Below are 22,195 nucleotides of genomic sequence, written 5' to 3'. Positions count from 1 at the left end.
CGCAAGCTTGCTCTTCGGCACGTTCTATATGGGTCGTCAGTCAGTAAAAGTCGCCCTCAAGGCCCGAGAGTTGGGCTCACGATGACTGTGGCTAAGTTGGTGCCCGTCCTTGGGGCCGCCATGGCGGGCGGCTATGGCGTTCTGGCGGTCAATATCGTGAACGGGCTGACGCTCAGGGCGGTGGTTGATGCGGCCGAAGAACTACGCGCACCGGTGATAGTTCAGACGTCTGTCAAGACGGTCCTTTCGCAAGGTATTCCCGAGACCATGTCCATGTATCGCCACGCCGCCGAGCGCGCGACCGTCCCGGTGGTGCTCCATTTAGACCACTGCACCGATCGAAATGTGCTCCTCGACTGCCTGAAGGCTGGCTGGGGTTCTGTGCTTTTCGACTGTTCGGGTCGCACGCTCGAGGAGGCGACCGAGCAAACCAAGCAGGTAGTGGGGGAGGCTCGGAGCTTTGGGGCGGACGTCGAGGGTGAGATCGAGGGGATAACGGGTGTCGAGGACGGGGTCGGGAGCGACGACAAATCGGAGCTTTACCCCCTGGATGACGCAGTGCGCTTCATACGCGAGACGGGGATCGACTGCTTCGCGCCGGCCATTGGCAACGCCCACGGTAACTACCCCCAGCTTCCCAACCTGGACGTGGACCGGGTGGACTCGCTGGTGGACGCGACCGGGCTTCCTATGGCGTTGCATGGCGGGAGCGGGCTGAGCGACGACCAGTTTCGGGACCTGATCTCCCGTGGCTGCGCCAAGGTGAACATCTCCACCGCACTCAAGCAGGCATACATCGACGCGCACCGGGATTTCTTGGCGGAGAACCCGGACTGCCATGAACCCTTGACGTTGATGGCGTTTGTGTCGAGCCGCGTGAGCATGGTCGCGCAGGGGCTCATCAAGGTGTTCGGCAGCGAAGGGCGTGTCGCATGAGGGCGCTCATCTTCGATTGCGACGGCGTACTCGCAGAAACTGAGCGCGACGGACACCGGGCGGCCTTCAACCGAATGTTCGCCGCGGAGGGTGTCGACTTCGAGTGGACTGAAGACGACTACGCCTCGGTGCTGAGCGTCGCAGGCGGCAAAGAGCGACTGCGCCGGTTATGCACCGACGCGTTCGTGGAGCGACACGGGCTACCGACCGAGCAGGCAGCACTTGATGAGCTCGTGGCTTTGTGGCATCGACGCAAGACGCAGATTTTCTTGGACCTCGTCGCCGAGGGGCGGATGCCATCTCGCGCCGGCGTCCGACGCCTCGCTTCTGAGGCGCGCGCCGCTGGGTGGCGTTTAGCCGTGGCGTCCACGTCCGCTGTCGTGTCGGTGGAGGCAATCGCTGAACAGGTGCTGGGCCAAGAGTTGCTGGGTGAGTGCGTGATCGCTGCCGGGGACATGGTGGAGAACAAGAAACCCGCGCCGGACATCTACCTCCATGCGGCACGTCTGCTGGGGATCGACGCACACCACGCCGTGGCCGTGGAGGACTCGCACGTCGGGGTGACGGCCGCCGTGGCCGCCGGCATGCGCGTAGTAGCAACAGTCAGTCATTACACGGCAGATGAGGACTTGACTGCAGCCGACATCGTTGTCGACGGCCTCGGGGAGCCCGACGGTGCTGCAATCGCGGTGTACAAGAACGACACAAAAACAAAAATCAAAAATCATGTCGCTTTGGAGCACGTCGCCTCGTTGTTGGGTCAATCAGGGGCTATGCGTGGAGCGGCCCTGCCGAAGGTGGACTCATGGAAATAATCAGCGACACCGTCATCTACATCATGATGGCGTTCGTCCTGATCGGCGCGGTTGCGGCCATCAGAGACGATCAGGGGGGCATTGGCAAAGAGTTCATGCAAGGCCTGCACTCGATCGGCTATTTGTTCATCCCCGTCGCCGGAGTGATGGCCTCGCTTCCATACCTGAGCATCTTCGTCGAGAAGGTCCTAGGGCCAATCTGGTCGGCTCTAGGAGCCGATCCGGCCATAGCCGCCACGACGTTCATTGCGTCCGATATGGGTGGCTATCAGCTGGCAGAGGCAACGGCCCAAAGTGACGGCGCCTGGATCACTGCCATGGTCACCGGCTACATGGCCGGAGCGACAATTGTGTTTACAATTCCGGTGGGCTTGGCGATGTTGCAGAAGGCAGACCACAAGTATATGGCACTTGGCATCATGTCCGGGATTCTCACGATCCCGATCGGTGTCGCGGTGACTATGCTCATGGTCTTGGCCACCGGGGCCGATATCCGGTCGGAATCAAGCACCACCGGGCCAGCGGACACGCCGATCTCCGGGCTTGATGTGGGCGCCCTCGTCGGCAATCTAGTGCCCCTTGTCATCGTCGTGCTTTTGATCGCCGCCGGTCTAAAATTCTTGCCCGACCTCATGATCAAGCTTTTCATGGGTTTCGGCCGATTCATTGACGCGGCGGTCAAGATCATTCTGGCCCTGTCAATCGTTGAGTACTTCACCGGGGTCTTTGCGCGTGTTTTTGGTTCCTGGGGCTTCGATGCCATCATTGCCACTGAGGATAATACGTTCCGAGCGCTGGAAGTCGCTGGATACGTTGGAATTATGCTCGCCGGGGCCTTCCCGATGGTTTACGCAATTCAGAAATACATGTCGCGGCCGCTAAACGCAGTGGGTTCCAAGTTCGGCATCAGCCAGCCAGGTATGGCTGGAATTCTAGGTGGATCGGCCAACGTGCTGGCTTTGTTCCACCTGATCAAGGAGATGCCCCCGAAGGACAAGGTGCTGGCCGTAGCCTTCGCCACCACGGGGGGATTCCTGCTCGGCGACCACCTGTCGTTCACAGCAAACTTCCAACCGAATCTGATTGTCCCCGTCCTGGTCGGCAAGTTGACGGCTGCCCTTCTCGCTATGGCGCTGGCCTACAAAATCGCTGTGCCAACCGCCCGCCGACTGGAGGCAACCGACCTCGAGCCTGGCCTCGCCTCAAACCCCCCAGTTGCGGGGCTTGGGGCGACCGGGACAGAGACGCGGGGGTCTGACGAATGACCCAATCCCTGAACAACGTCGCGGCTTGTGACCCGCCGTGCGTCCGACAGGCGGTAGCCCGGCTGTGGCCAGGAGCCACCTGGTCCGCGGAGCCGCTTGACGGCGGCATGACGAATCGAAACTTCAAGGTCGAGGTACAGATAACCGACCGAGAGCAACGTACGGTGGTCGTTCAGGAGCAACTGCCGGACGCGCTCGCAGCACGGGTCGGTATTCATCGTGAGAACCAAGTTCGCGCCATGGCTATGGTGCTGGACTTGGGTTTGGCACCCGAAGTGCTCGGACAGTGGACAGAACCCCGGGTTCTAGTCTCCGATTTCGTAGAAGGCGCGTTGCTGTCCGCGGTCCCGGATCGGGTTCATGCGACCGCGCTGGTGGGTCAAGCCCTAGCAAAGCTGCACAAGCACACGCAAGGCGTGGTGATGACGGGTCCTATTTCCGACCCATACAGCGGCACCGCGTGGATCTTCAATCAGGTCAAGGCCGAGGCCCCGGCCACGGCGGAGACGTTCGCGTGGACGATGGACATTCTCGCCCGCATTCAGGCTGCGTGCGGGCCGTACACGCCCAGTCTGCTCCACTCGGATGTCTCCGAGGGCAACGTGATCATTCTTCCCGACCGGGCGGTGCTCATCGATTGGGAGTATGTCGGAGCGGGCGACCCCTACTACGACGTAGGAGACTTCGCGGAAAAAGTGAAGCTCTCGAGCTCGGAGGAGGAGGCGCTTCTGTGCGCCTACGACGGCGTCCTAGTGCCCACTTCGTTGGCTATGGCGCGCTTGTATCGGTTTGTCAGCATGCTGCGCGAGGCATTGTGGTCCGTCCGTGCAGGTACGACGGGCTTCACAGAGTTCGACTACGTCAGTTACGCACGTGCATGCCTAGCGAGGATGAGAGAAATTGCACAGTCCTCGGAATTCGCTGACAGCTTGCACCTACTCGAAAGCACCAATCAAGGAGAAATGAATGACTTGCGCCAACGGCACAGCTGACCGCGTAGACCTGGATGCGACACGGTTCGAAATCAGAATCGGACACGAAGGCTACGTCCGGCGGCTCCCGGAGCGGGTCACCCGCACCAGCACCGCCGGCAAATTGGAGGTCACCGACCGGTTCCGGGAGGTAGTGGACCTCTTCGGCGAGGACCACCAGGACACCCCCGCAGGGTTCCGCATCGAGACGGCTACCCACGGTTCAGTCACCAGCGTCGACCTCGTCCGAGACATCGGATACGAACGGGGCGGCACGCCCCGGCCAACGCCGCTGCTGTTCTCGGCCGACTCCGCCAACCCCTACGAGGTCTCGGATTGCGCGCCCCTGATCGCCAACGTCACCTGCAACCCTGGGATCGTCTACGACCTCTTCATCAATAACCCGGACGCAAACATCGGCGGGCACTTCACGACCCTCGACGAGGTCCTTGTGGAGTTGAGCAAGGCGGCCGGACCAGGATGCGATGTCTCAGTCGAGATCGCGAACCCTTATGGCGACATCAAAGAGATTCTGGAGGAGGTCGCGCGCTACGAGGAGATCCTGACCCGGCACCGACTGGTGGTGAAGGTTCCTCATACCGGCCCACTCTCTGCAGACACGGCTGGCGACCTTCTCAAGGGCAACGGATTACTTCGCAAGCGCTACAACTCGGGTGCCCCGCGCGACATGCTGCGGGGCCACGCGCTCGCTCGGCAATTGCACGACCTTGGGCACCGGGTGAACTTCACCTTGATGTTCGAGCCGCACCAAACGCCGTTGGCGCTGCAGGCGCGCCCCTACTTCATCAATGCCTTTGTGCGGCACCGAGCTGACGCCACGAGGCGGATGCGTGGATTCGTCGCTGCCTACGACGCGACTTCAGACGAGCAGTTCGTCGCGGACCTCAGGGACTACCTCGTTCGCATGGACTACCTCGGTACCGACGACGAGGCCTTGGACCTCCTGACGGTCCTGCGGTTGACTCGCACACTTCTGCGTCAGCGAGCCGATGGCCCCGACGACGGTATGGACAGTGTCCGCAGGTCGCTGCGCTGGCTATCCACCACACACTTGCCGGAGACCCGTCTGATCGTCTGTTCGATGGACGGCGAGCAGATGTTTCCGGATCTCATGACCATGCTCAGTGAACCCGAGTTCTTACCACTGCACCGGCGGGTGCTAGTTACGGCCGACCCGGCCTACCTGGCTCGGTGGACTACCAGCCCACACGTAGTGACCTACCAGCGTCGATTCCTGTCCGCCGTCCGTTCGGCACCGGACGCACTCAGCGCCGGCACATCGTCATCCAGTTCCTGAGCGTCCACCAATCGTGTTAGCTCCACAGGAGGCGATAGCCCGGGTCCCCGTGGCGGGTTCCGCGATGGGCGACCCCCGCCAAACCGGGCGACCGCACCATTCCGAGCCGCCACGAGGGACCCGGGGTGGCTACCGGTCCCTTCGGGAAACTGGGCCAGTTACGCGTGATCGGGCCAGCCCCAAGACGTCCGCCTCACCGTTCGGTGCCGCCATTTGCCCCTTGGTTTTGAGTTCACCCAGTTCCGTCCCTGACAAGAGCTGTGCAGCATCTCCCAATGGGACTAGTCGACCGTTGAGACGGCTCAGGACAGCTCGGATTCAGCCTGCTGAATGGCCGCGAACTCCTCCTCGGGCGCGCTTGCGACGAGGCGGTGTCGGCTGTAGAAGCAGAAGTAGGCCAGGGCAACAACGAAGATGAGCGCCGTGATCCCGGCCGCCTTCTCATCCACGAAGAACGTCGCAATCACTGCCGTCAGCGCGAGGGTTAGCGCAACGCCGGTCGTGACGACTCCGCCGGGGGTGCGGTAGGGCCGCTCGAGCTTGGGCTCGCGGATCCGGAGCAGGATATGCGAGACCATCACGAGTACGTACGACACGGTCGCACCGAACACAGCGATGTTGATCAACAAGGCGCCGTTCTCAGTGATTGCTGCGAGTAGGAACCCGATCGTTCCTGGCACGACCAGTGCCAGGTAGGGCGTCTTCCGGGCTCCGGTCACCGAAAGGATCCGCGGGAGATAGCCCGCCCGGGAGAGGGCAAACGGCCCGCTAAGCCCACGTAGTTGACGAAGTCGGCTACCCAGGTGTCCCCGCCAAAGGCGGATCGGATGGCCTCGGGAAGAGGGTTGTCCGAGTCCGCAATCGCCGAGGACCCGGCACCGCCGGGGGCGATGAACAGCATCAGTGCAGCGGTCACGAGCAGAATCGTCATCGCAGTGATCCCGCGTGGCATGTCCCGCTTCGGGTCGTTGGCCTCTTCTGCCGCCAACGGGACTCCCTCGACCGCAAGGAAGAACCAAATTCCGTACACCAGTGCTCCTAGAACGCCGGCATACCCGAACGGAATGAAGCTGTTTGCGCCGGCCGCGCCTGTCGGCTCGATGTCAAACAGGTTAGCGAACTCAAACTTCGGAGCCATCGCGATCACAAAGACCACCAGCGCAACGAGGGCCACGGCCGTAATGGCAAACATCAACCGCAGTGCCTCACCCACGCCGTACAGGTGGATTCGACGAACACGCCATAGCACGCCAGGTAGATCGGCCACCCACTTGTCAGGCCGAACAAGCCAAGAGCCTCAATGTAGCCGCCGATGAACACCGAGATGGCCGCTGGAGCTATGGCGTACTCGATCAAGATGGCCATTCCTGTTGCGAAGCCTCCAAGCGGCCCCAACGCCCGGCGCGCGAAACCAAAGCCAGCGCCCGCCACTGGCAGAGCGGACGCAAGCTCGGCCAGGCCGAAGACCATGCACGTGTACATGGTTGCCATTAGGACCGTCGCGATGAATAGACCGCCCCACCCGCCCTCTGCCAGCCCGAAGTTCCATCCGGCGAAGTCGCCCGAGATCACGTAGGCGACCCCGAGCCCCGCGAGTAGGACCCACCCCGCAGCGCCTCGGCGCAGCTGGCGATGCTCCAAGTAGTCAGAACTGACTCACTCGTAGTCGACTCCACGCCCTCGACGTCGTTCAGTGCTCATGCGGCTCCCTGTCCCTGTCCTCATCGGTACGGCACCTCGCGCTACGCGCGCAAAGGGGCGACGACCACGCCTTTACAACCTGGCGAGCAGGGTGACGCGCGCCACACACACGTGTCAACCTGCCCGTGGCTTGAGGCCGAGGGCCCCCTGCACTTCGGCCTAAAGGATTGCCACCAAACCATTGACATGGCGAGGACCACACTGCTTCCATGGTGGCAATGGACTGCAGTTAGGCCAAGCCGGCCGCCAGCGGTCCTCGGGACTTCCTCGACCGCAACACGGCGAGGCGGGCACGTCAGCGCAGGCGAAGCCCGAGATGGCGGGGTAATTCGGGCATGTTGCGAGACCGGCACAGCACGTGTCCTGAGACTAAAACAGGAGCTGAACTCGGTTTGCTTGAACTCATCATTGGCGCGCTTACCAACCATTAGTCGTTGACGCTCATTCTTGTACCTTAAGACACTGTTGGATCGAACACGATGGGAACGCGCCGCGTTCGGACCCCTCAATGGTGTATTACACGGCCATTGCTTGACGGACAAGCGACGCAGGCCTGCTTACGAAAGGGATGGCTTAGTGACACAGCGAAACGCGCGGCTCTTAAGCGCAGACGAACTCGTAGCACGTATTGAGGCGGACCTGATCGACACGGTGATCGTGGCGTTCACGGACATGCAGGGACGGCTCCTGGGCAAACGCTTCCACGGTCGGTACTTCGTGGATGTGGTTGCAAAGCATGGCACCGAGGGGTGTAACTACCTACTCAGTGTAGACGTTGATATGAACACGGTTGAGGGATACGCCATGAGCTCGTGGGAGAAGGGCTACGGAGACATGGAGTTCGCCCTCGACTTCGACACAATCCGCGTTCTTAATCATCTGCCAAAGACCGCAATTATCCAGTGCGACCTAACGTGGCTCGACGAGAGTCCCGTGATCCAGTCGCCACGCACGATCCTGAAAGCGCAGGTTGAGAAGGCAACGCAAGCCGGCTACGTCGCCAAAGCGGGTACCGAGCTGGAGTTCATCGTCTTCGATACAACCTACGAAGAGGCCTGGTCGTCCCACTACCGGGAACTGACACCTTCTAACCAGTACAACGTGGACTATTCGATCCTCGGCACTTCTCGCGTCGAGCCACTCCTACGCGACATCCGTAACACGATGTACGCGGCGGGCATGGATGTTGAATGCGCGAAGGGGGAATGCAACTTCGGTCAACATGAGATCGGCTTCTTGTACGACGATGTCGTTGCTACCGCCGACAACCACTCGGTATACAAGACCGCCGCCAAGGAGATCGCCGCGCAGCACGGCCAAGCGCTGACGTTTATGGCTAAGTATAACGAGCGTGAAGGCAACTCCTGCCATATCCACCTGTCGCTGCGTGGCCTGGAGGACCAGATCGTGTTCTGGCGCGACGGCGCCCGCACACCGCTGTACGACCAATTCATCGCGGGGGTCCTGACGACGATGCGAGACTTTACGTTGCTGTACGCGCCGAACATCAATTCATACAAACGTTTCGCCGACGGTTCTTTCGCCCCGACCACCGTCGCGTGGGGACTCGACAACCGCTCCTGCGCGATCCGGTTGGTGGGGAAGGGAGCGGGGGCGCGGCTGGAGAACCGCGTGCCTGGCGGTGACGCGAACCCATACCTAGCTCTCGCGGCGATGCTGGGCGCTGGCCTCTACGGCATCGAGCACAAGTTGGAACTCGAGCCGGAGTTGACCGGAAACGCGTACACCTCCGACAAGCCAAAGGTCCCGAACACCCTGCGTGAAGCGCGCGACGCCTTCACCACGTCGGCGGCCGCCAGGCAAATTCTCGGCGACGAAGTTGTCGATCACTACACCACCATGGCCGACGTCGAACTCAAGGCCTTTGAAGCGTCCGTCACCGACTGGGAGCTGCGTCGCAGCTTCGAACGCATGTAAGGGAGCCCCCGTGAGCAACACATATACCGTCGTGAACCCTGCGACTGAACAGGCCGTCACAGATGTGCAAATGGCCGACCTCGCGGCCGTTGATGCCGCAATAGACCGAGCGGCCGCAGCCCTGCCAGCCTGGCGGGCCATCACGCCTGGGGAGCGCGCCACTCTGCTGCGTCGATTTGCTTCGGTTGTCGATGCGCACGTGGAGGAACTTGCCGAACTCGAAGTACGCAATTCCGGCCACACGTGGGGCAACGCGGTGTGGGAAGCGGGCAACGTCCGCGACGTGCTCAACTACTACTCGGCGAGTCCAGAACGTCTGACTGGACACCAGATTCCCGTGGGTGATGGTGTCGACATAACTTTCCACGAGCCGCTTGGTGTCGTCGGCATCATCGTGCCGTGGAACTTCCCGATGCCTATCGCGGCCTGGGGCTTCGGTCCTGCGCTGGCGGCCGGCAACACCGTCGTCCTTAAACCGGCCGAGCTGACTCCGCTGACCGCCATCCGTCTGGGTGAGTTGGCGCTGATGGCCGGCCTGCCTGAGGGCGTTCTCACGATCGTGCCCGGACGAGGATCGATTGTGGGTGAGCGGTTCGTGACCCACCCGACCGTTCGCAAGGTATGCTTCACCGGCTCGACGGGGGTCGGTAAACGCATCATGGCTGGCTGTGCCGACCAAGTGAAGCGCGTGACGCTCGAGCTTGGCGGTAAGAGCGCCAACATCGTGTTTGCGGACGCCGACCTAACTAAGGCCGCGGCAGCTGCGCCGTCCGCAGTGTTCGACAATGCTGGGCAGGATTGCTGCGCCCGCTCCCGCATCCTTGTGGAGCGCTCCGCCTACGACGAGTTCGTATCGCTGCTCGAACCGGCCGTGCAGGGCATCAAGGTACTCGACCCCTCTGATCGCTCCAGCGAAATGGGCCCCCTTATCTCGGCGGCACAGAAGGCCACCGTGCAGGGCTACGTCGACGACGTTGAGGTAGCTTTCTCCGGCTCGCGCCCCGACGGCCCCGGGTTTTGGTTCGCACCGACGGTGGTCTTGACGGACGATCCAAGCGAGCGCATCTGGCGCGATGAGGTGTTCGGTCCGGTCGTGGCGGTGATGCCCTTTGACGACGAGGCGCAGGCAGTTCAGCTTGCCAACGACACCGAGTTTGGCTTGTCCGGGTCGATATTCACGCGGGACGTCGGTCGGGCGTTGCGAGTTTCGCGCGCCGTCGAGGCCGGAAACCTGAGCGTCAACTCTCATTCGGCCGTGCGCTACTGGACACCGTTCGGCGGGTTCAAGCAATCCGGCCTGGGCCGCGAGCTCGGTCCCGACGCGCCCCACTCGTTCACTGAGGTCAAGAACGTCTTCATCAGTAACGAGTAGTTGGGCCCCACCGGCGAGCGGAAGTTGGCGTTCGCCCCTCACGTAACCGTCTCCCGATTATTAGATGATCATCGAAAAGGAAGTGGAAGTCATGGCAGGACGCATCGAAGGCAAGGTCGCCGTCGTTACCGGGGGTTGCTCCGGCATCGGCCTGGCGGTCGTGCAGAGGTTCGCTGCAGAGGGCGCGAAGGTGGTCATCGGCGACGTCGACGACGTAAAGGGGCCTACGATCGCTGAGCAGGTCGGCGGCACCTACGTGCACGTGGACGTTACAGACAAGCAGCAAGTCGACGCACTGTTCGAGACGGCGTTCACCACCTATGGATCGGTCGACATCGCGTTTAACAACGCCGGGATCTCGCCGCCGGAGGACGCCTCGATCCTCGACACCGAACTGGAGGCGTGGAAGCGGGTCCAGGAGGTCAATCTGACCAGCGTTTACCTGTGCTGTAAGGCTGTGCTGCCCTACATGCTCGAGCAGAAAAGCGGCTCCATCATCAACACCGCCTCGTTCGTTGCCGTGATGGGTGCGGCTACGTCGCAGATCTCGTACTCGGCGTCGAAGGGCGGTGTGCTGTCGATGTCGCGCGAATTGGGTGTGCAATTCGCTCGCGAGGGCGTCAGAGTCAACGCCCTGTGTCCAGGACCGGTCAACACGCCCTTGCTGCAGGAACTGTTCGCAACGGACCCGGAGCGTGCCCAGCGCCGACTGGTACACGTTCCGCTCGGCCGGTTTGCGGAGCCCGCGGAGATGGCCAATGCTGTTTTGTTCTTGGCTTCCGACGAGTCGAGCTTTATCACCGCCTCTACCTTCTTGGTGGACGGCGGCATTTCAGGCGCCTACGTTACCCCCGTGTGATGCACCCGGTCATCGGCATATCTGCCGCTCGTGAAACCTCGCAATGGGGGGTGTGGGACGAAGTAGCGGACGTTCTGCCCGCAAGCTATTCGCAGTCTGTGGAACGGGCCGGCGGGGCGCCGGCGCTGCTCCCCCCGAGCGCCCCGCGGGTAGCCGCATCGGTGGTACGTCGGCTGGACGGGCTCGTGATCGCCGGGGGCCCCGACGTGCAGCCGGTGAGGTACGGGGAACGGCCGCACGAGCGGACTATGGGCTGGCGCGAGGACCGTGACGCGTGGGAGCTCGCCCTCCTCGACGAAGCGGGCAGAATCAACCTGCCCGTGCTAGGCATCTGCCGAGGCATGCAACTCATGGCGGTGCACGCTGGGGGAGTGCTTGAACAGCATGTGCCTGACCGCGTCGGCTCACAGCAGCACTCGCCGGGTGGGAACTCGTACGGCGACATCGCGGTTGACATCGTTGTCGCCAGCCGACTGGCTCGAGCTATAGGGGCGCGGGGCGCAGTGAGGTGTCACCACCATCAAGCGGTCAGCGCCCATCCGGGCTTCGAACCAGTCGCCTGGGCCGCCGACGGGACCCTGGAGGCGATGGAGGACCCGCAACACCCGTTCCGGCTCGCAGTGCAATGGCACCCGGAGACCCAGGAGGACGCGGGCTTGTTTGGCGCATTGGTCGCAGCCGCGGCGGCGGCTCCTTGATCGACGTCCCGGTCGCGGTGCATTCACCCGTCCAGCGAACGAGCTTGACGGGCGCCACGCGCCCTCCTCGCTCCACGGCTCGGCTGGTAGACGTTCGGTTTGCGGCTCAGACGATGGACGGTGCTGTGGGAGGGCCGCCCTGCCACGTGAGACCTACGTTGACGACTTCCGGGAGCATTGGCGAGCGAAGGCACCAAGGTCGCGACTATGGTGACCGAAATGAATGAGGGGTCCGCCAACGAGGCCCTGCTCCGACCGGTCCGGTCGGGCAACGTCTTTGAAGAGACCGTCAACCGGCTGTTGCAGCTGGTGTGGCTTGGCGTGTATGAGCCCGGTGACGCCCTGCCGCCCGAGCGGGAACTCGCAAGTAAACTGGGAGTAAGCAGGGACACCGTCCGGCAGGCGATCAAGTCACTATCGGACGCGGAATACTTCACCACCAAGCGCGGACGGTACGGAGGGACGTTTTTCGCAGACACGGTGCCGACGCGCCACTCGACGGTGTCGAGACGTGTGTGGACGCCAGCGGACATCGCTGACCTGCTCGGCATGCGTGAAGTCCTCGAGGTTGGGGCCATCCGGTTGGCTTCGAGGCGAACCCTGACGGCTGTGGAGCGCGACGTGCTGTGGATGCGTCTCAGTGAGGTTGAGCAGGCCGGACCCGACGATTATCGAAGGCTGGACTCCCGCCTGCACCTGACTTTCGCAGAACTGGCAGGGGTACGAACGTTGACCCCACTTTTAGCCGACAACCGCATGGCGCTCAACGAACTGCTCGATCAGATACCGCTGCTCGGCCCCAACATTGCGCACTCCAACCACCAGCACCGTGCCGCCGCGATGGCCGTGCTGACAGGCGACGAGTCAGGCGCAGCCGAAGCAATTCAGGAACACCTGTCGGGGACGGCGGCCCTTCTCCATGGGTTCCTGGACGGGGCGCCGACGCGCCAGGGCAACGGGGATCGCGACGCGACCGATCTTGTTGAGACCGGTCCCCATGGGCCGCCCGGGCCCCCCTCCTAACGCACCCTGTCGACGTGTCTTTACAGCTTGACCCACCAGGGTCGTGATACTTACGCTGAGCCCCATCCCGTGGTCCGTTGACATCACTCGGTGCCACGACTACGTTCTAGACTTAGATAACTGAAGACTATTCGCCGCTTGAACCACAGCGGGAGAGTCCTTCCTCTGCTCGAGGGGGGCGCCGAAGGAGCAACTCTCCCCGAGAATCTCTCAGGCCCCGTTACCGCTGTCGTGAGGCGAACTCTGGAAAGTCAGGACTAGTGTCCTGCACCCACGGTGCAAGTTGCCCACTCGGCAGCGAAGCTCTCAGGTTTTCCGATGACAGAGCGGGGAGGCCACCCACCAGGTGTCGCATTCGCGGCCCTAGGACCAGGAGCCTCTGCTATGACATCGTTGAATGCAGACGACTACGACCGCGGTTTTGTTGGTCGTCACATCGGTATTGACGCCGAAAGTCGCGCCAAAATGCTCGCCGAGATCGGTTTTCCGGATATGGACAGTTTGATCGACACGGCTGTCCCTGGGAAAATCCGCACCACCACCGGTCTTCGTCTGCCGGAACCGGCAACGGAGGCCGAAGCGGCCGAAGAACTGGCGACCCTTGCGGGAAGCAATGTCGTTTCGGTGCCAATGATCGGTCTCGGCTATTACCCATCGCTTACCCCAGCGGTGATCCGGCGCAACGTGCTTGAGGATCCGGCCTGGTACACGGCCTACACCCCTTACCAACCCGAAGTCAGCCAAGGCCGACTTGAGGCGCTGCTGAACTTCCAGACGATGGTCGGCGATCTGACGGGTCTGCCCATGTCCAATGCCTCCCTTTTGGACGAGTCCACTGCAGTGGCGGAGGCCGTTATGGTCATGCGCCGGGGATCGACGTCAAAGTCCAGCAAGGTGCTGGTCGACACGGACACGTTGCCGCAAACCCTCGACATTCTTCGGACACGCGCCAACGCAGTTGGAGTGGAGATCGTCGAAGTCGACGTTACCCAGCCGCTGCCGAAGGATGACTTCTTCGGCCTTGTTCTCTCCTATCCCGGCGCCTCCGGAGCGGTGCGTGACCACCGGCACCTCGTGCGCAGCGCGCAGGACCGCGGCGCCCTAGTCACCATCGCCGCCGACCTTTTGGCCCTGACCATGTTTCTCTCGCCGGGAGAGTGCGGCGCCGATATTGCGGTCGGATCAACCCAGCGCTTCGGGGTGCCGTTGTTCTACGGTGGCCCTCACGCCGGCTACATCGCGGTGCGTGACGGGTTGCAACGTCACCTTCCCGGACGATTGGTAGGTGTCTCTCGGGACAGCGACGGGAAGCCCGCCTACCGCCTGTCGCTGCAAACGCGAGAGCAGCACATCCGTCGCGACAAGGCGACCTCCAACATCTGCACCGCCCAAGTGCTGCTGGCCGTCGTAGCTTCCATGTACGCCGTCTACCACGGCCCTGTCGGGCTGAGACGAATCGCGGAACGGGTCCACGCCCATGCCAACGCCATCGAAAGCGGGCTCCGAGAAGTTGGTATCCCGGTCGTACATGGCGCTTACTTCGATACTTTGCTGGTGCGCGTCCCGGGCCATGCCGACGAGGTGCTTGCGGCCGCGGCCGCTAAGGGCCTACGGCTGCGGGGGGTGGATTCCGACCACGTCGGAGTCAGTTGCTCCGAGATCACCACCAGCTCACACGTGGACCTGGTACTTGAGGCGTTCAGCACCCTTGAGCAGGTCGACGTGATGGATCAGGGGAAACCCGATGCCATGCCCTCGACACTGCGGCGCGAGAGTCCGTTCCTCACTCATCAGGTTTTCCACAGCTATCGTTCAGAGACCGAGATGCTGCGGTACCTACGTCGCCTTTCGGCTCGCGACTTTGCGCTGGACCGAGGCATGATTCCGCTGGGTTCATGCACTATGAAACTGAATGCGACGACCGAGATGGAGCCGATAAGCCTGCCCGGCTTCGCGAACTTGCATCCGTTCGCCCCCGCCGAGGACGCCCCCGGATACACCGAGCTTGTGCGCCAATTGGAGGGGTGGTTGGCCGAAATTACCGGGTATGCCGCGGTGTCAATTCAGCCCAACGCCGGCTCGCAGGGGGAGTTAGCCGGACTTTTGGCCATTAGGGGTTGGCACCGGGATCGCGGAGACGAGCAGCGTGATATCTGCTTGATCCCTTCTAGCGCGCACGGGACGAATGCGGCGTCCGCGGTCTTGGCGGGGATGCGAGTCGTTGTCGTGGGTTCTCACGACGATGGCACGATCGACTTGGGGGAGCTGGAGAAAAAGTGTATCGAGCACACTGACAACCTGGCCGCCATCATGGTGACCTACCCGTCGACGCATGGTGTCTACGAGGACAGCATCACCCAACTCTGCGACGTCGTGCACGCGCACGGGGGACAGGTGTACGTGGATGGGGCAAATCTCAACGCCCTACTTGGTATCGCCAAACCCGGCGAGTTCGGAGGAGACGTCTCCCACCTGAACCTGCATAAGACTTTTTGCATCCCCCATGGTGGAGGGGGACCCGGGGTCGGGCCGGTCGCGGTAGCGGAACACCTAGTACCGTATCTGCCGACCCACCCCTTACATCCAGACGCCGATCGTCGCGCGAACCACGGAAGCATCAGCGCTGCTCCCTACGGGTCAGCCGGGATCCTTCCCATCCCGTGGGCGTACATCCGGATGATGGGTGGCTCTGGCTTAACCGAGTGCAGCCACGTTGCCGTGCTGAACGCGAACTATGTCGCCCATCGACTGGCGTCACACTTCCCAATTCTGTTCACCGGCGAAGATGGGTTGGTCGCACACGAGTGCATCGTCGACATCCGACCCGCCACTGCGAAGACCGGGGTCACCGTCGAGGATGTCGCCAAACGGCTGATCGACTACGGCTTCCACGCCCCCACGATGTCTTTCCCCGTCGCGGGCACGCTGATGATCGAGCCGACCGAGTCTGAGAGCCTCGCGGAGATCGACCGGTTCTGTGATGCGATGATCGCAATTGCAGCCGAGATAAAGCAGGTAGCCGCGGGCACCTGGTCGGTGGAGGAGAGTCCGCTGCGCCACGCGCCGCACACCTTGGCGGATCTCGTGGGTCAATGGGGGCGCTCGTACCCGCGAACAGTCGGCGCGTTCCCGGCCGGCGTGGATCCCGACAAGTACTGGCCCCCCGTGGGGCGCATCGAGAACGCGCATGGTGACAGGAACCTTGTCTGCTCTTGCCCGCCCCCTGAAGCGTATGCGGCTGTGGGACCACAGGGAGCTTCGGCATGACGTCGCCTCTAGCGGCAAGGACCACACCGCTGCATGACATTCATCGGCAACTCGGCGCGACGCTTACAGACTTCGCCGGTTGGTCTATGCCGCTGAAGTACACGTCTGAAGTCGCAGAACACCACGCGGTCCGACGCGCGGCGGGGATGTTCGATCTGTCCCACATGGGTGAACTCGAGTTGAGTGGCCTCGAGGCCGGAGCCGCCCTCGACTACGCCTTGGTCAGTATGCCGTCACGCATGCAGGTTGGTCAGGGCCGCTACTCCATGCTGGTTTCCGCCAACGGCGGCATCCTCGACGACCTCATCGTGTACCGACTCACTCAAGAGAAGTTCATGGTTGTTGCCAATGCCGCCAATGTGCGGACGGTGTACGAGGAGCTGGTGGCACGGGCAAGCGGTTACACGAGCGAGGTTCGCGACGCCTCCGCGGAGTGGGGCCTGATCGCGGTCCAGGGGCCCTCGTCGGCGCTGATTGTCGCCGAGGCGACCAGGGATGACGTGTCGGGTCTCCCCTATTACTCGGTCGCTGGAGCCAGGGTGGGTAAGCATGATGTGCTGCTGGCCCGTACCGGGTATACCGGCGAGGACGGCTTCGAGGTGTACTGCGCGGCGGACGCTGCCGTTGAGATCTGGTCGGAGTTCGCCGTTCTGGGCAGCCCGCATGGGCTGGTTCCCGCTGGGCTTGCGTGCCGTGACTCTCTTCGGCTCGAGGCGGGTATGCCACTTTATGGTCAGGAGCTGACCTCTCATTTAACTCCGTTTGACGTCGGTGTCGGAAAGGTGGTTGTGCACGACAAGCCCGGCGGCAGTGTCGGTGCTGCGGCGCTCTTAGAAGCCCGTGACGTCGACCGTGCTCGCCGTCTGATCGGTCTGGCTAGTGTCGGGAGGCGCGCACCGCGAGCCGGACATGCCGTGCTCCGGCCCGGCACCGGTGAGCGAATTGGGACCGTTACCAGCGGTGTCCCGTCGCCGACCCTCGGGCATGCAGTTGCCATGGCGATCGTCGACGCAGATGACGTAGAACCAGGCACCAAACTTGAAATTGACGTCCGCGGGCGGACCGAGCAAGTCGAAGTGGTCAAGCTTCCGTTCTACCGACGCGATCGCTGATGCGCGTGTCGTGGCACGAACCCACCCGGGCAGACAACTACTAGCTTGCAGGAGATTCCTATGACCATCCCAACTGACCTCAGCTACACCGATCAGCACGAGTGGCTCAGGTTCGACGGCGACAACGCGCGCGTCGGAGTGACCGCTTACGCATCCCAAGCCCTCGGCGACGTCGTGTTCATCGAGCTCCCGGCCATCGGCAGCAAACTTTCTGCTGGCGAGCCTTGCGGCGAGCTTGAATCCACGAAGTCCGTCAGCGATCTCTTTGCTCCTGCTAACGGAGAAGTTGTCGAGATCAACCAGGCGGTGGTGGACAACCCGCAACTGCTTAACGACGACCCGTTTGGTACCGGATGGCTCTTCGTCATGCGCTTAGAGGGCGAAGCCCAACTGCTGGATGCCACGGCCTACGACAAACTTACGACCGAGGGCTGAAATGACCATGCTCAACGAGTCTTTGGCGTCCTACGACCCGGAAGTTCACGCCGCGATCCGAGCGGAACTAGACCGTCAGCAGTCCACCCTGGAACTCATCGCAAGCGAGAATTTCGCACCCGTTGCGGTGATGGAGGCTCAGGGGTCGGTCCTGACGAACAAGTACGCGGAAGGCTACCCCGGACGGCGTTACTACGGGGGATGCGAGCACGTCGACACCATCGAGCAGCTCGCCATCTCGAGAGTAAAGGAGCTGTTCGGCGCGGAGCACGCCAACGTTCAGCCCCATTCTGGCGCCCAGGCCAACGCCGCCACCATGGCCGCCCTGCTCCAGCCGGGTGACACCATCCTCGGTCTGGACTTGGCACATGGCGGACACCTCACTCACGGCATGCGCCTCAACTTCTCAGGCAAGCTGTACAACGTCGCGGCCTATCACGTCGACGACACTACCTACCGCGTGGACATGGAGGAAGTACAGCGATTGGCGGTGGAACATCGGCCGAAACTGATCGTAGCCGGTTGGTCGGCCTACCCGCGCCACCTGGACTTCGCCCATTTTCGCAAGATCGCCGATGAGGTGGACGCGTATCTCATGGTCGACATGGCCCACTTCGCCGGCCTCGTCGCGGCTGGCCAGCATCCCAACCCCACGCCTTTTGCCGATGTCGTGACCACCACCACCCACAAGACGCTGGGCGGGCCCCGCGGTGGTGTCATTCTGACCAATCATGCGGATCTGGCAAAGAAACTCAACAGCGCCGTATTCCCCGGCCAACAAGGTGGGCCTCTTGAGCACGTCATCGCGGCGAAGGCCGTGGGTTTTAATATGGCGGCGTCGCCAGAGTTCCGCGACCGACAGATCCGCACCCTGCTGGGTGCAAGCATCATTGCCGATCGGCTGGCTGCTCCAGGCATGGCAGAGGCCGGGGTATCGGTGCTCACAGGAGGCACCGAGGTCCACCTGGTGCTTGTAGACCTTCGTGAGTCGGAGCTCAATGGTCAGGAGGCCGAGAACCGGCTCCATTCAATTGGACTCACTGTGAACCGGAACGCCGTGCCATTCGACCCCCGCCCGCCGATGGTCACCTCAGGGCTGCGTATCGGCACCCCAGCGCTCGCTACGCGGGGGTTCACGGAGCAGGACTTCGCGGAGGTCGGTGACATCATCGCCGGGTCGCTGGTGCCAGCGTTCGACGACAAGGTGGCGAACCGGTTACGTGACCGCGTAATCAACCTAGCGGCCGCTCGACCGCTGTACCCGGAGCTCTAGGATGACTAGCGCAACTATGAACCTCCCGCCGGAGGGGCGTAAGTTGCTGCGGCTCGAGGTGCGCAACTCCGGGACCCCGATCGAGCGCAAGCCGGAGTGGATCAAGACCCGGGCGAAGATGGGACCGGGGTACACCGCGCTGCAGAGCCTGGTGAAGTCCGAGGGCCTGCACACGGTGTGCCAGTCCGCAGGCTGTCCGAACATCTTCGAGTGCTGGGAGGACAAGGAGGCCACCTTCCTCATCGGTGGCGACCAGTGCACCCGCCGCTGCGACTTCTGCCAGATCGACACGGGCAAGCCGCAGCCGCTCGACCGTGACGAGCCCCGTCGGGTCGCGGAGTCGGTGCAGAAGATGGAGCTGAAGTACGCCACCATCACCGGCGTCGCGCGCGACGACCTGCCCGACGGTGGCGCCTGGCTGTACGCCGAGACCGTGCGCGCGATCCACGAGCTCAACCCGGGCACCGGCGTGGAGAACCTCATCCCCGACTTCAACGGCGAGCCGCACCTGCTGCGCGAGGTTTTCGAGTCGCGCCCCGAGGTCCTGGCCCACAACGTCGAGACCGTCCCGCGGATCTTCAAGCGGATCCGTCCCGCCTTCCGCTACGAGCGGTCCCTCGACGTCATCACCCAGGCGCGCGACTTCGGCCTGGTGACCAAGTCCAACCTGATCCTCGGCATGGGCGAGACCCGCGAGGAGATCAGCCAGGCACTGCGTGACCTTCACGACGCCGGCTGCGAGCTGATCACGATCACGCAGTACCTCCGCCCCTCGCTGCGCCACCACCCCGTCGAGCGGTGGGTCAAGCCGCAGGAGTTCGTCGAGCTCAAGGACGAGGCCGACCAGATCGGCTTCTCCGGCGCCCTGTCCGGTCCGCTGGTCCGTTCGTCCTACCGTGCGGGTCGCCTGTACAACTTGGCCATAAACCGGAGGAACGATCGATGACACTCAGTGCGTTCGACCTTTTCTCCATCGGAATCGGACCTTCGTCCTCACACACGGTCGGCCCTATGCGGGCCGCCAAACGGTTCGTCGATGATCTCGTGGCCACGGGGACGTTGGGTGACGTCAGGCGAGTACGGGCCCAGCTGTTTGGCTCTCTCGGGGCCACTGGTCGCGGTCACGGCTCGCCCAAGGCCGTCATCCTGGGTTTGGAGGGTGAAGACCCGGCCGAGGTGGACACAGATGCCGTTGATGCCCGAGTCGCCCGCAACAACGACGACGGGGTGATCACGCTTGCTGGCACGCACAGAATTCCTTTCAATTCGAAGACAGATTTGGTGCTGCACCGACGCAAGTCACTGCCTGCGCATCCCAACGGAATGACCTTTGAGGCCTACGACGCTGGCGGGTCCATCGTGGCCGAGCGCACGTACTACTCCGTGGGCGGCGGCTTCGTCGTCGACGAAAGCGCAACAGGCGCCGACCGCGTGGTGCCAGATTCGACCCCCGTCCGCTTTCCCTTCTCCACCGGCCGAGAACTCCTGTCCATCTGCGCGCGTGAGGGCCTGAGCATCAGCGACGTGATGCTGGCCAACGAGTTGGCGTGGCGCACCGAGGCGCAGATCCGTCAGGGTCTACTTAATTTGTGGTCGGTAATGGCGGCTTCTGTGGAGGCAGGGTGCCGCCGAGAGGGCGTCCTCCCCGGCGGGCTCAACGTGCCCCGGCGAGCGCCAGACTTGCACCGTGACCTCTCGAGCGGGCGAGGATCCGGTGACCCCTTGAGAGTGATGGACTGGGTGAACCTTTTTGCCTTGGCCGTGAATGAGGAGAACGCTGCTGGTGGACGCATTGTCACCGCACCGACGAACGGCGCGGCGGGGATTGTCCCCGCTGTGCTCCACTACTACGTCCAGTTCGTGCCTGGCGCGGACGACGATGGGATTGTTCGCTTCCTGCTCACAGCTGCGGCCGTCGGCATCCTGTTTAAAGAGAATGCGTCCATATCCGGGGCCGAGGTAGGCTGCCAGGGCGAGGTCGGGTCGGCCTGCTCCATGGCTGCTGGGGCTCTGTGTGAGGTGCTGGGCGGAACTCCTGAACAGGTAGAAAATGCCGCCGAAATTGGCATCGAGCATAATCTAGGACTGACGTGTGACCCCATCGGCGGCCTGGTGCAGATCCCGTGCATTGAGCGCAACGCGATCGCCTCGGTCAAGGCCATCAACGCGGCACGGCTTGCTTTGGGCGGAGACGGTTCCCATAAAGTGAGTCTGGACAAAGCGATCCGGACGATGCGTGAGACGGGCCGTGACATGCTCTCCAAGTACAAGGAGACCTCGCGTGGCGGCCTCGCGGTCAATCTGATCGAATGCTAACAAGCACCAGCGAAACACCGGTGTTGATTGAGCCCACCAAGCGGTTCGTCCACTCAACAGCAGTGAATGCCGCGTATGGTGTTTTTGTGGGCTAGCGTTGTCAGGTTCGGGGTGCGCTCAAGGCGACTACTTGCATTTTGGTGCGCTTGAGAAATCAGGTGGTGCGCTCTCCATTGCGATCCGGAGCAGGTTCCTGCCCGGTGTCGCTCAGGATCGTTTCCACCTCAGCACGAGCCCGCGCGATGTGAAGCGTCATCGCGTCAGCCGCAGCTGGTGGTTCGCGTCGCTCGATAGCCTGCAGTACAGCGGCATGGTCATGGATGGATGATCGCTGCAGCGGTGTAAATGAGCGCCGATCAAGCGTGGAGAAGGCCACCGCTCGGGCGTCTTCGATCGCCTGTCGGAGGAGGTGGTTGCCGCTCATTCGGGCGACGGTCAGATGGAACTGCGAGTCTGCCCTACGGAAACTGTGTACGTCAGTGCTTGTCGCCATAGCAGCCTGGCAAGCGGTCAACTCATCGAGATCCACTTCCAGGTGGCGTTCGGCCGCTAGTCGTGCGGCCGTGGACTCCAGGGCCAATCGCAACTCGAAGACTTCACGGACTTTTTCCTCATGTCTGGAATCCGCGCGTCGCAGACCGTCGATGTTGGGTGCCACTGATGTTCCGCCGCTACCACGTGTGGTCACCAACAAGCCCTGGCCCTGCAGGACTCGCAGCGCTTCACGGACTGTCACCCGGGACACGCCCATACCCTCGGAAAGCGCCCGCTCGGCTGGAAGCCGGTCTCCTGGAACCAGCAGACCCAAGGTCAAGGCGCGCTGGATCCTCGCCGCGACGGCCGCGTATGCGGGCGGCGTATGAAGCGGGGCCACGAGAAAATCGTCATGTGACATC

General features: G+C 62.7%; 20 protein-coding genes and 2 riboswitches. Of the genes, 16 read left to right on the top strand and 4 right to left on the bottom strand.

Features of this window, described 5'->3' with window-relative positions; all coding sequences use genetic code 11:
* Nucleotides 1–99: 99 nt before the first annotated feature.
* From EUA06_RS16730 to EUA06_RS16710, 5 genes are read left to right on the top strand one after another with little or no spacing between them, the layout of a single operon-like run.
* Nucleotides 100–936 (top strand): class II fructose-bisphosphate aldolase, encoded by an 837-nt coding sequence (locus tag EUA06_RS16730; protein ID WP_207208399.1) that lies wholly within the window; start codon nucleotides 100–102, stop codon nucleotides 934–936.
* Nucleotides 933–1,751, top strand: coding sequence for an HAD-IA family hydrolase (locus tag EUA06_RS16725; protein WP_129477889.1), 819 nt, complete (start codon nucleotides 933–935; stop codon nucleotides 1,749–1,751). The genes EUA06_RS16730 and EUA06_RS16725 overlap by 4 nt, the downstream gene beginning before the upstream one ends.
* A complete protein-coding gene (gene eutH / locus EUA06_RS16720; RefSeq protein WP_129477887.1) occupies nucleotides 1,742–3,016 on the top strand; it encodes an ethanolamine utilization protein EutH in 1,275 nt (424 codons plus the stop codon). Before EUA06_RS16725 ends, eutH begins: the two co-directional genes overlap by 10 nt.
* On the top strand, nucleotides 3,013–4,008 hold the full coding sequence (locus tag EUA06_RS16715) for a phosphotransferase (RefSeq protein WP_129477885.1): 996 nt from the start codon (nucleotides 3,013–3,015) through the stop codon (nucleotides 4,006–4,008). The genes eutH and EUA06_RS16715 overlap by 4 nt, the downstream gene beginning before the upstream one ends.
* On the top strand, nucleotides 3,983–5,305 hold the full coding sequence (locus EUA06_RS16710) for a transaldolase family protein (RefSeq protein ID WP_129477883.1): 1,323 nt from the start codon (nucleotides 3,983–3,985) through the stop codon (nucleotides 5,303–5,305). The genes EUA06_RS16715 and EUA06_RS16710 overlap by 26 nt, the downstream gene beginning before the upstream one ends.
* Before the next feature lie 302 nt (nucleotides 5,306–5,607).
* On the opposite strand, the gene EUA06_RS23100 is transcribed toward EUA06_RS16710, so the two are convergent.
* Genes EUA06_RS23100 through EUA06_RS23090 form a run of 3 tightly spaced genes read right to left on the bottom strand, consistent with a single transcriptional unit; the run spans nucleotide 5,608 to nucleotide 6,877 of the window.
* Nucleotides 5,608–6,024 carry a permease gene (locus EUA06_RS23100; protein WP_242498208.1) on the bottom strand — a complete coding sequence of 139 codons (417 nt, stop codon included), beginning with the start codon at nucleotides 6,022–6,024 and terminating at the stop codon, nucleotides 5,608–5,610.
* A complete protein-coding gene (locus EUA06_RS23095; RefSeq protein WP_242498207.1) occupies nucleotides 6,021–6,518 on the bottom strand; it encodes a permease in 498 nt (165 codons plus the stop codon). Before EUA06_RS23095 ends, EUA06_RS23100 begins: the two co-directional genes overlap by 4 nt.
* Nucleotides 6,497–6,877 carry a permease gene (locus tag EUA06_RS23090; RefSeq protein WP_242498206.1) on the bottom strand — a complete coding sequence of 127 codons (381 nt, stop codon included), beginning with the start codon at nucleotides 6,875–6,877 and terminating at the stop codon, nucleotides 6,497–6,499. The genes EUA06_RS23095 and EUA06_RS23090 overlap by 22 nt, the downstream gene beginning before the upstream one ends.
* Nucleotides 6,878–7,582: 705 nt before the next feature.
* On the opposite strand from EUA06_RS23090, the gene EUA06_RS16700 reads away from it, so the two are divergent.
* The 11 genes from EUA06_RS16700 to EUA06_RS16650 all read left to right on the top strand — a co-directional run bounded on the left by EUA06_RS16700 (nucleotide 7,583) and on the right by EUA06_RS16650 (nucleotide 21,299).
* Nucleotides 7,583–8,944: a glutamine synthetase family protein gene (locus EUA06_RS16700; RefSeq protein WP_242498205.1), complete on the top strand. Its 1,362-nt coding sequence runs from the start codon at nucleotides 7,583–7,585 to the stop codon at nucleotides 8,942–8,944.
* A gap of 10 nt (nucleotides 8,945–8,954) precedes the next feature.
* Entirely contained in the window at nucleotides 8,955–10,316 is a 1,362-nt protein-coding gene (locus EUA06_RS16695) for an aldehyde dehydrogenase family protein (protein ID WP_129477881.1), read from the top strand.
* A 64-nt stretch (nucleotides 10,317–10,380) separates the two neighbouring features.
* Nucleotides 10,381–11,175 (top strand): 3-oxoacyl-ACP reductase, encoded by a 795-nt coding sequence (locus tag EUA06_RS16690; RefSeq protein ID WP_242498204.1) that lies wholly within the window; start codon nucleotides 10,381–10,383, stop codon nucleotides 11,173–11,175.
* Nucleotides 11,175–11,873, top strand: coding sequence for a gamma-glutamyl-gamma-aminobutyrate hydrolase family protein (locus EUA06_RS16685; RefSeq protein ID WP_129477879.1), 699 nt, complete (start codon nucleotides 11,175–11,177; stop codon nucleotides 11,871–11,873). Before EUA06_RS16690 ends, EUA06_RS16685 begins: the two co-directional genes overlap by 1 nt.
* A 207-nt stretch (nucleotides 11,874–12,080) precedes the next feature.
* Nucleotides 12,081–12,896: a FadR/GntR family transcriptional regulator gene (locus EUA06_RS16680; RefSeq protein ID WP_129477877.1), complete on the top strand. Its 816-nt coding sequence runs from the start codon at nucleotides 12,081–12,083 to the stop codon at nucleotides 12,894–12,896.
* A gap of 139 nt (nucleotides 12,897–13,035) precedes the next feature.
* A riboswitch (glycine riboswitch) is annotated at nucleotides 13,036–13,132 on the top strand.
* A 1-nt stretch (nucleotide 13,133) separates the two neighbouring features.
* Nucleotides 13,134–13,231: riboswitch (glycine riboswitch) on the top strand.
* A 49-nt stretch (nucleotides 13,232–13,280) separates the two neighbouring features.
* Entirely contained in the window at nucleotides 13,281–16,163 is a 2,883-nt protein-coding gene (gene gcvP / locus EUA06_RS16675) for an aminomethyl-transferring glycine dehydrogenase (RefSeq protein WP_129477875.1), read from the top strand.
* On the top strand, nucleotides 16,160–17,275 hold the full coding sequence (gene gcvT / locus EUA06_RS16670; protein ID WP_129477873.1) for a glycine cleavage system aminomethyltransferase GcvT: 1,116 nt from the start codon (nucleotides 16,160–16,162) through the stop codon (nucleotides 17,273–17,275). Before gcvP ends, gcvT begins: the two co-directional genes overlap by 4 nt.
* Before the next feature lie 60 nt (nucleotides 17,276–17,335).
* Nucleotides 17,336–17,710, top strand: a complete 375-nt coding sequence (gene gcvH, locus EUA06_RS16665) for a glycine cleavage system protein GcvH (RefSeq protein ID WP_129477871.1) — start codon at nucleotides 17,336–17,338, stop codon at nucleotides 17,708–17,710.
* A 1-nt stretch (nucleotide 17,711) separates the two neighbouring features.
* A complete protein-coding gene (gene glyA / locus EUA06_RS16660) occupies nucleotides 17,712–18,983 on the top strand; it encodes a serine hydroxymethyltransferase (RefSeq protein ID WP_129477869.1) in 1,272 nt (423 codons plus the stop codon).
* A 16-nt stretch (nucleotides 18,984–18,999) separates the two neighbouring features.
* Nucleotides 19,000–19,929 carry a lipoyl synthase gene (lipA, locus tag EUA06_RS16655; RefSeq protein WP_129477867.1) on the top strand — a complete coding sequence of 310 codons (930 nt, stop codon included), beginning with the start codon at nucleotides 19,000–19,002 and terminating at the stop codon, nucleotides 19,927–19,929.
* Nucleotides 19,926–21,299 carry an L-serine ammonia-lyase gene (locus EUA06_RS16650; protein WP_129477865.1) on the top strand — a complete coding sequence of 458 codons (1,374 nt, stop codon included), beginning with the start codon at nucleotides 19,926–19,928 and terminating at the stop codon, nucleotides 21,297–21,299. The genes lipA and EUA06_RS16650 overlap by 4 nt, the downstream gene beginning before the upstream one ends.
* A 154-nt stretch (nucleotides 21,300–21,453) precedes the next feature.
* Here the strand turns inward: EUA06_RS16650 and EUA06_RS16645 are convergent, their stop codons facing one another.
* Nucleotides 21,454–22,194, bottom strand: coding sequence for a FadR/GntR family transcriptional regulator (locus EUA06_RS16645; RefSeq protein WP_129477863.1), 741 nt, complete (start codon nucleotides 22,192–22,194; stop codon nucleotides 21,454–21,456).
* Nucleotide 22,195: the final 1 nt, after the last annotated feature.

This window comes from Nocardioides glacieisoli, assembly GCF_004137245.1.
Classification (GTDB): Bacteria; Actinomycetota; Actinomycetes; order Propionibacteriales; family Nocardioidaceae; genus Nocardioides; species Nocardioides glacieisoli.
Note: the sequence above shows the minus strand (reverse complement) of the source record. Positions and strands in the feature narration are given on the sequence as shown.

What these genes read in the sequence shown, in the direction of transcription:
- EUA06_RS16725 (WP_129477889.1), top strand. Translation starts at nt 933, where the DNA reads ATGAGGGCGCTCATCTTCGATTGCGACGGCGTACTCGCAGAAACTGAG.
- eutH (WP_129477887.1), top strand. Translation starts at nt 1,742, where the DNA reads ATGGAAATAATCAGCGACACCGTCATCTACATCATGATGGCGTTCGTC.
- EUA06_RS16715 (WP_129477885.1), top strand. Translation starts at nt 3,013, where the DNA reads ATGACCCAATCCCTGAACAACGTCGCGGCTTGTGACCCGCCGTGCGTC.
- EUA06_RS16710 (WP_129477883.1), top strand. Translation starts at nt 3,983, where the DNA reads ATGACTTGCGCCAACGGCACAGCTGACCGCGTAGACCTGGATGCGACA.
- EUA06_RS16690 (WP_242498204.1), top strand. Translation starts at nt 10,381, where the DNA reads ATGATCATCGAAAAGGAAGTGGAAGTCATGGCAGGACGCATCGAAGGC.
- EUA06_RS16685 (WP_129477879.1), top strand. Translation starts at nt 11,175, where the DNA reads ATGCACCCGGTCATCGGCATATCTGCCGCTCGTGAAACCTCGCAATGG.
- EUA06_RS16680 (WP_129477877.1), top strand. Translation starts at nt 12,081, where the DNA reads ATGGTGACCGAAATGAATGAGGGGTCCGCCAACGAGGCCCTGCTCCGA.
- gcvP (WP_129477875.1), top strand. Translation starts at nt 13,281, where the DNA reads ATGACATCGTTGAATGCAGACGACTACGACCGCGGTTTTGTTGGTCGT.
- gcvT (WP_129477873.1), top strand. Translation starts at nt 16,160, where the DNA reads ATGACGTCGCCTCTAGCGGCAAGGACCACACCGCTGCATGACATTCAT.
- gcvH (WP_129477871.1), top strand. Translation starts at nt 17,336, where the DNA reads ATGACCATCCCAACTGACCTCAGCTACACCGATCAGCACGAGTGGCTC.
- glyA (WP_129477869.1), top strand. Translation starts at nt 17,712, where the DNA reads ATGACCATGCTCAACGAGTCTTTGGCGTCCTACGACCCGGAAGTTCAC.
- lipA (WP_129477867.1), top strand. Translation starts at nt 19,000, where the DNA reads ATGAACCTCCCGCCGGAGGGGCGTAAGTTGCTGCGGCTCGAGGTGCGC.
- EUA06_RS16650 (WP_129477865.1), top strand. Translation starts at nt 19,926, where the DNA reads ATGACACTCAGTGCGTTCGACCTTTTCTCCATCGGAATCGGACCTTCG.
- EUA06_RS16645 (WP_129477863.1), bottom strand. Translation starts at nt 22,194, where the DNA reads ATGTCACATGACGATTTTCTCGTGGCCCCGCTTCATACGCCGCCCGCA.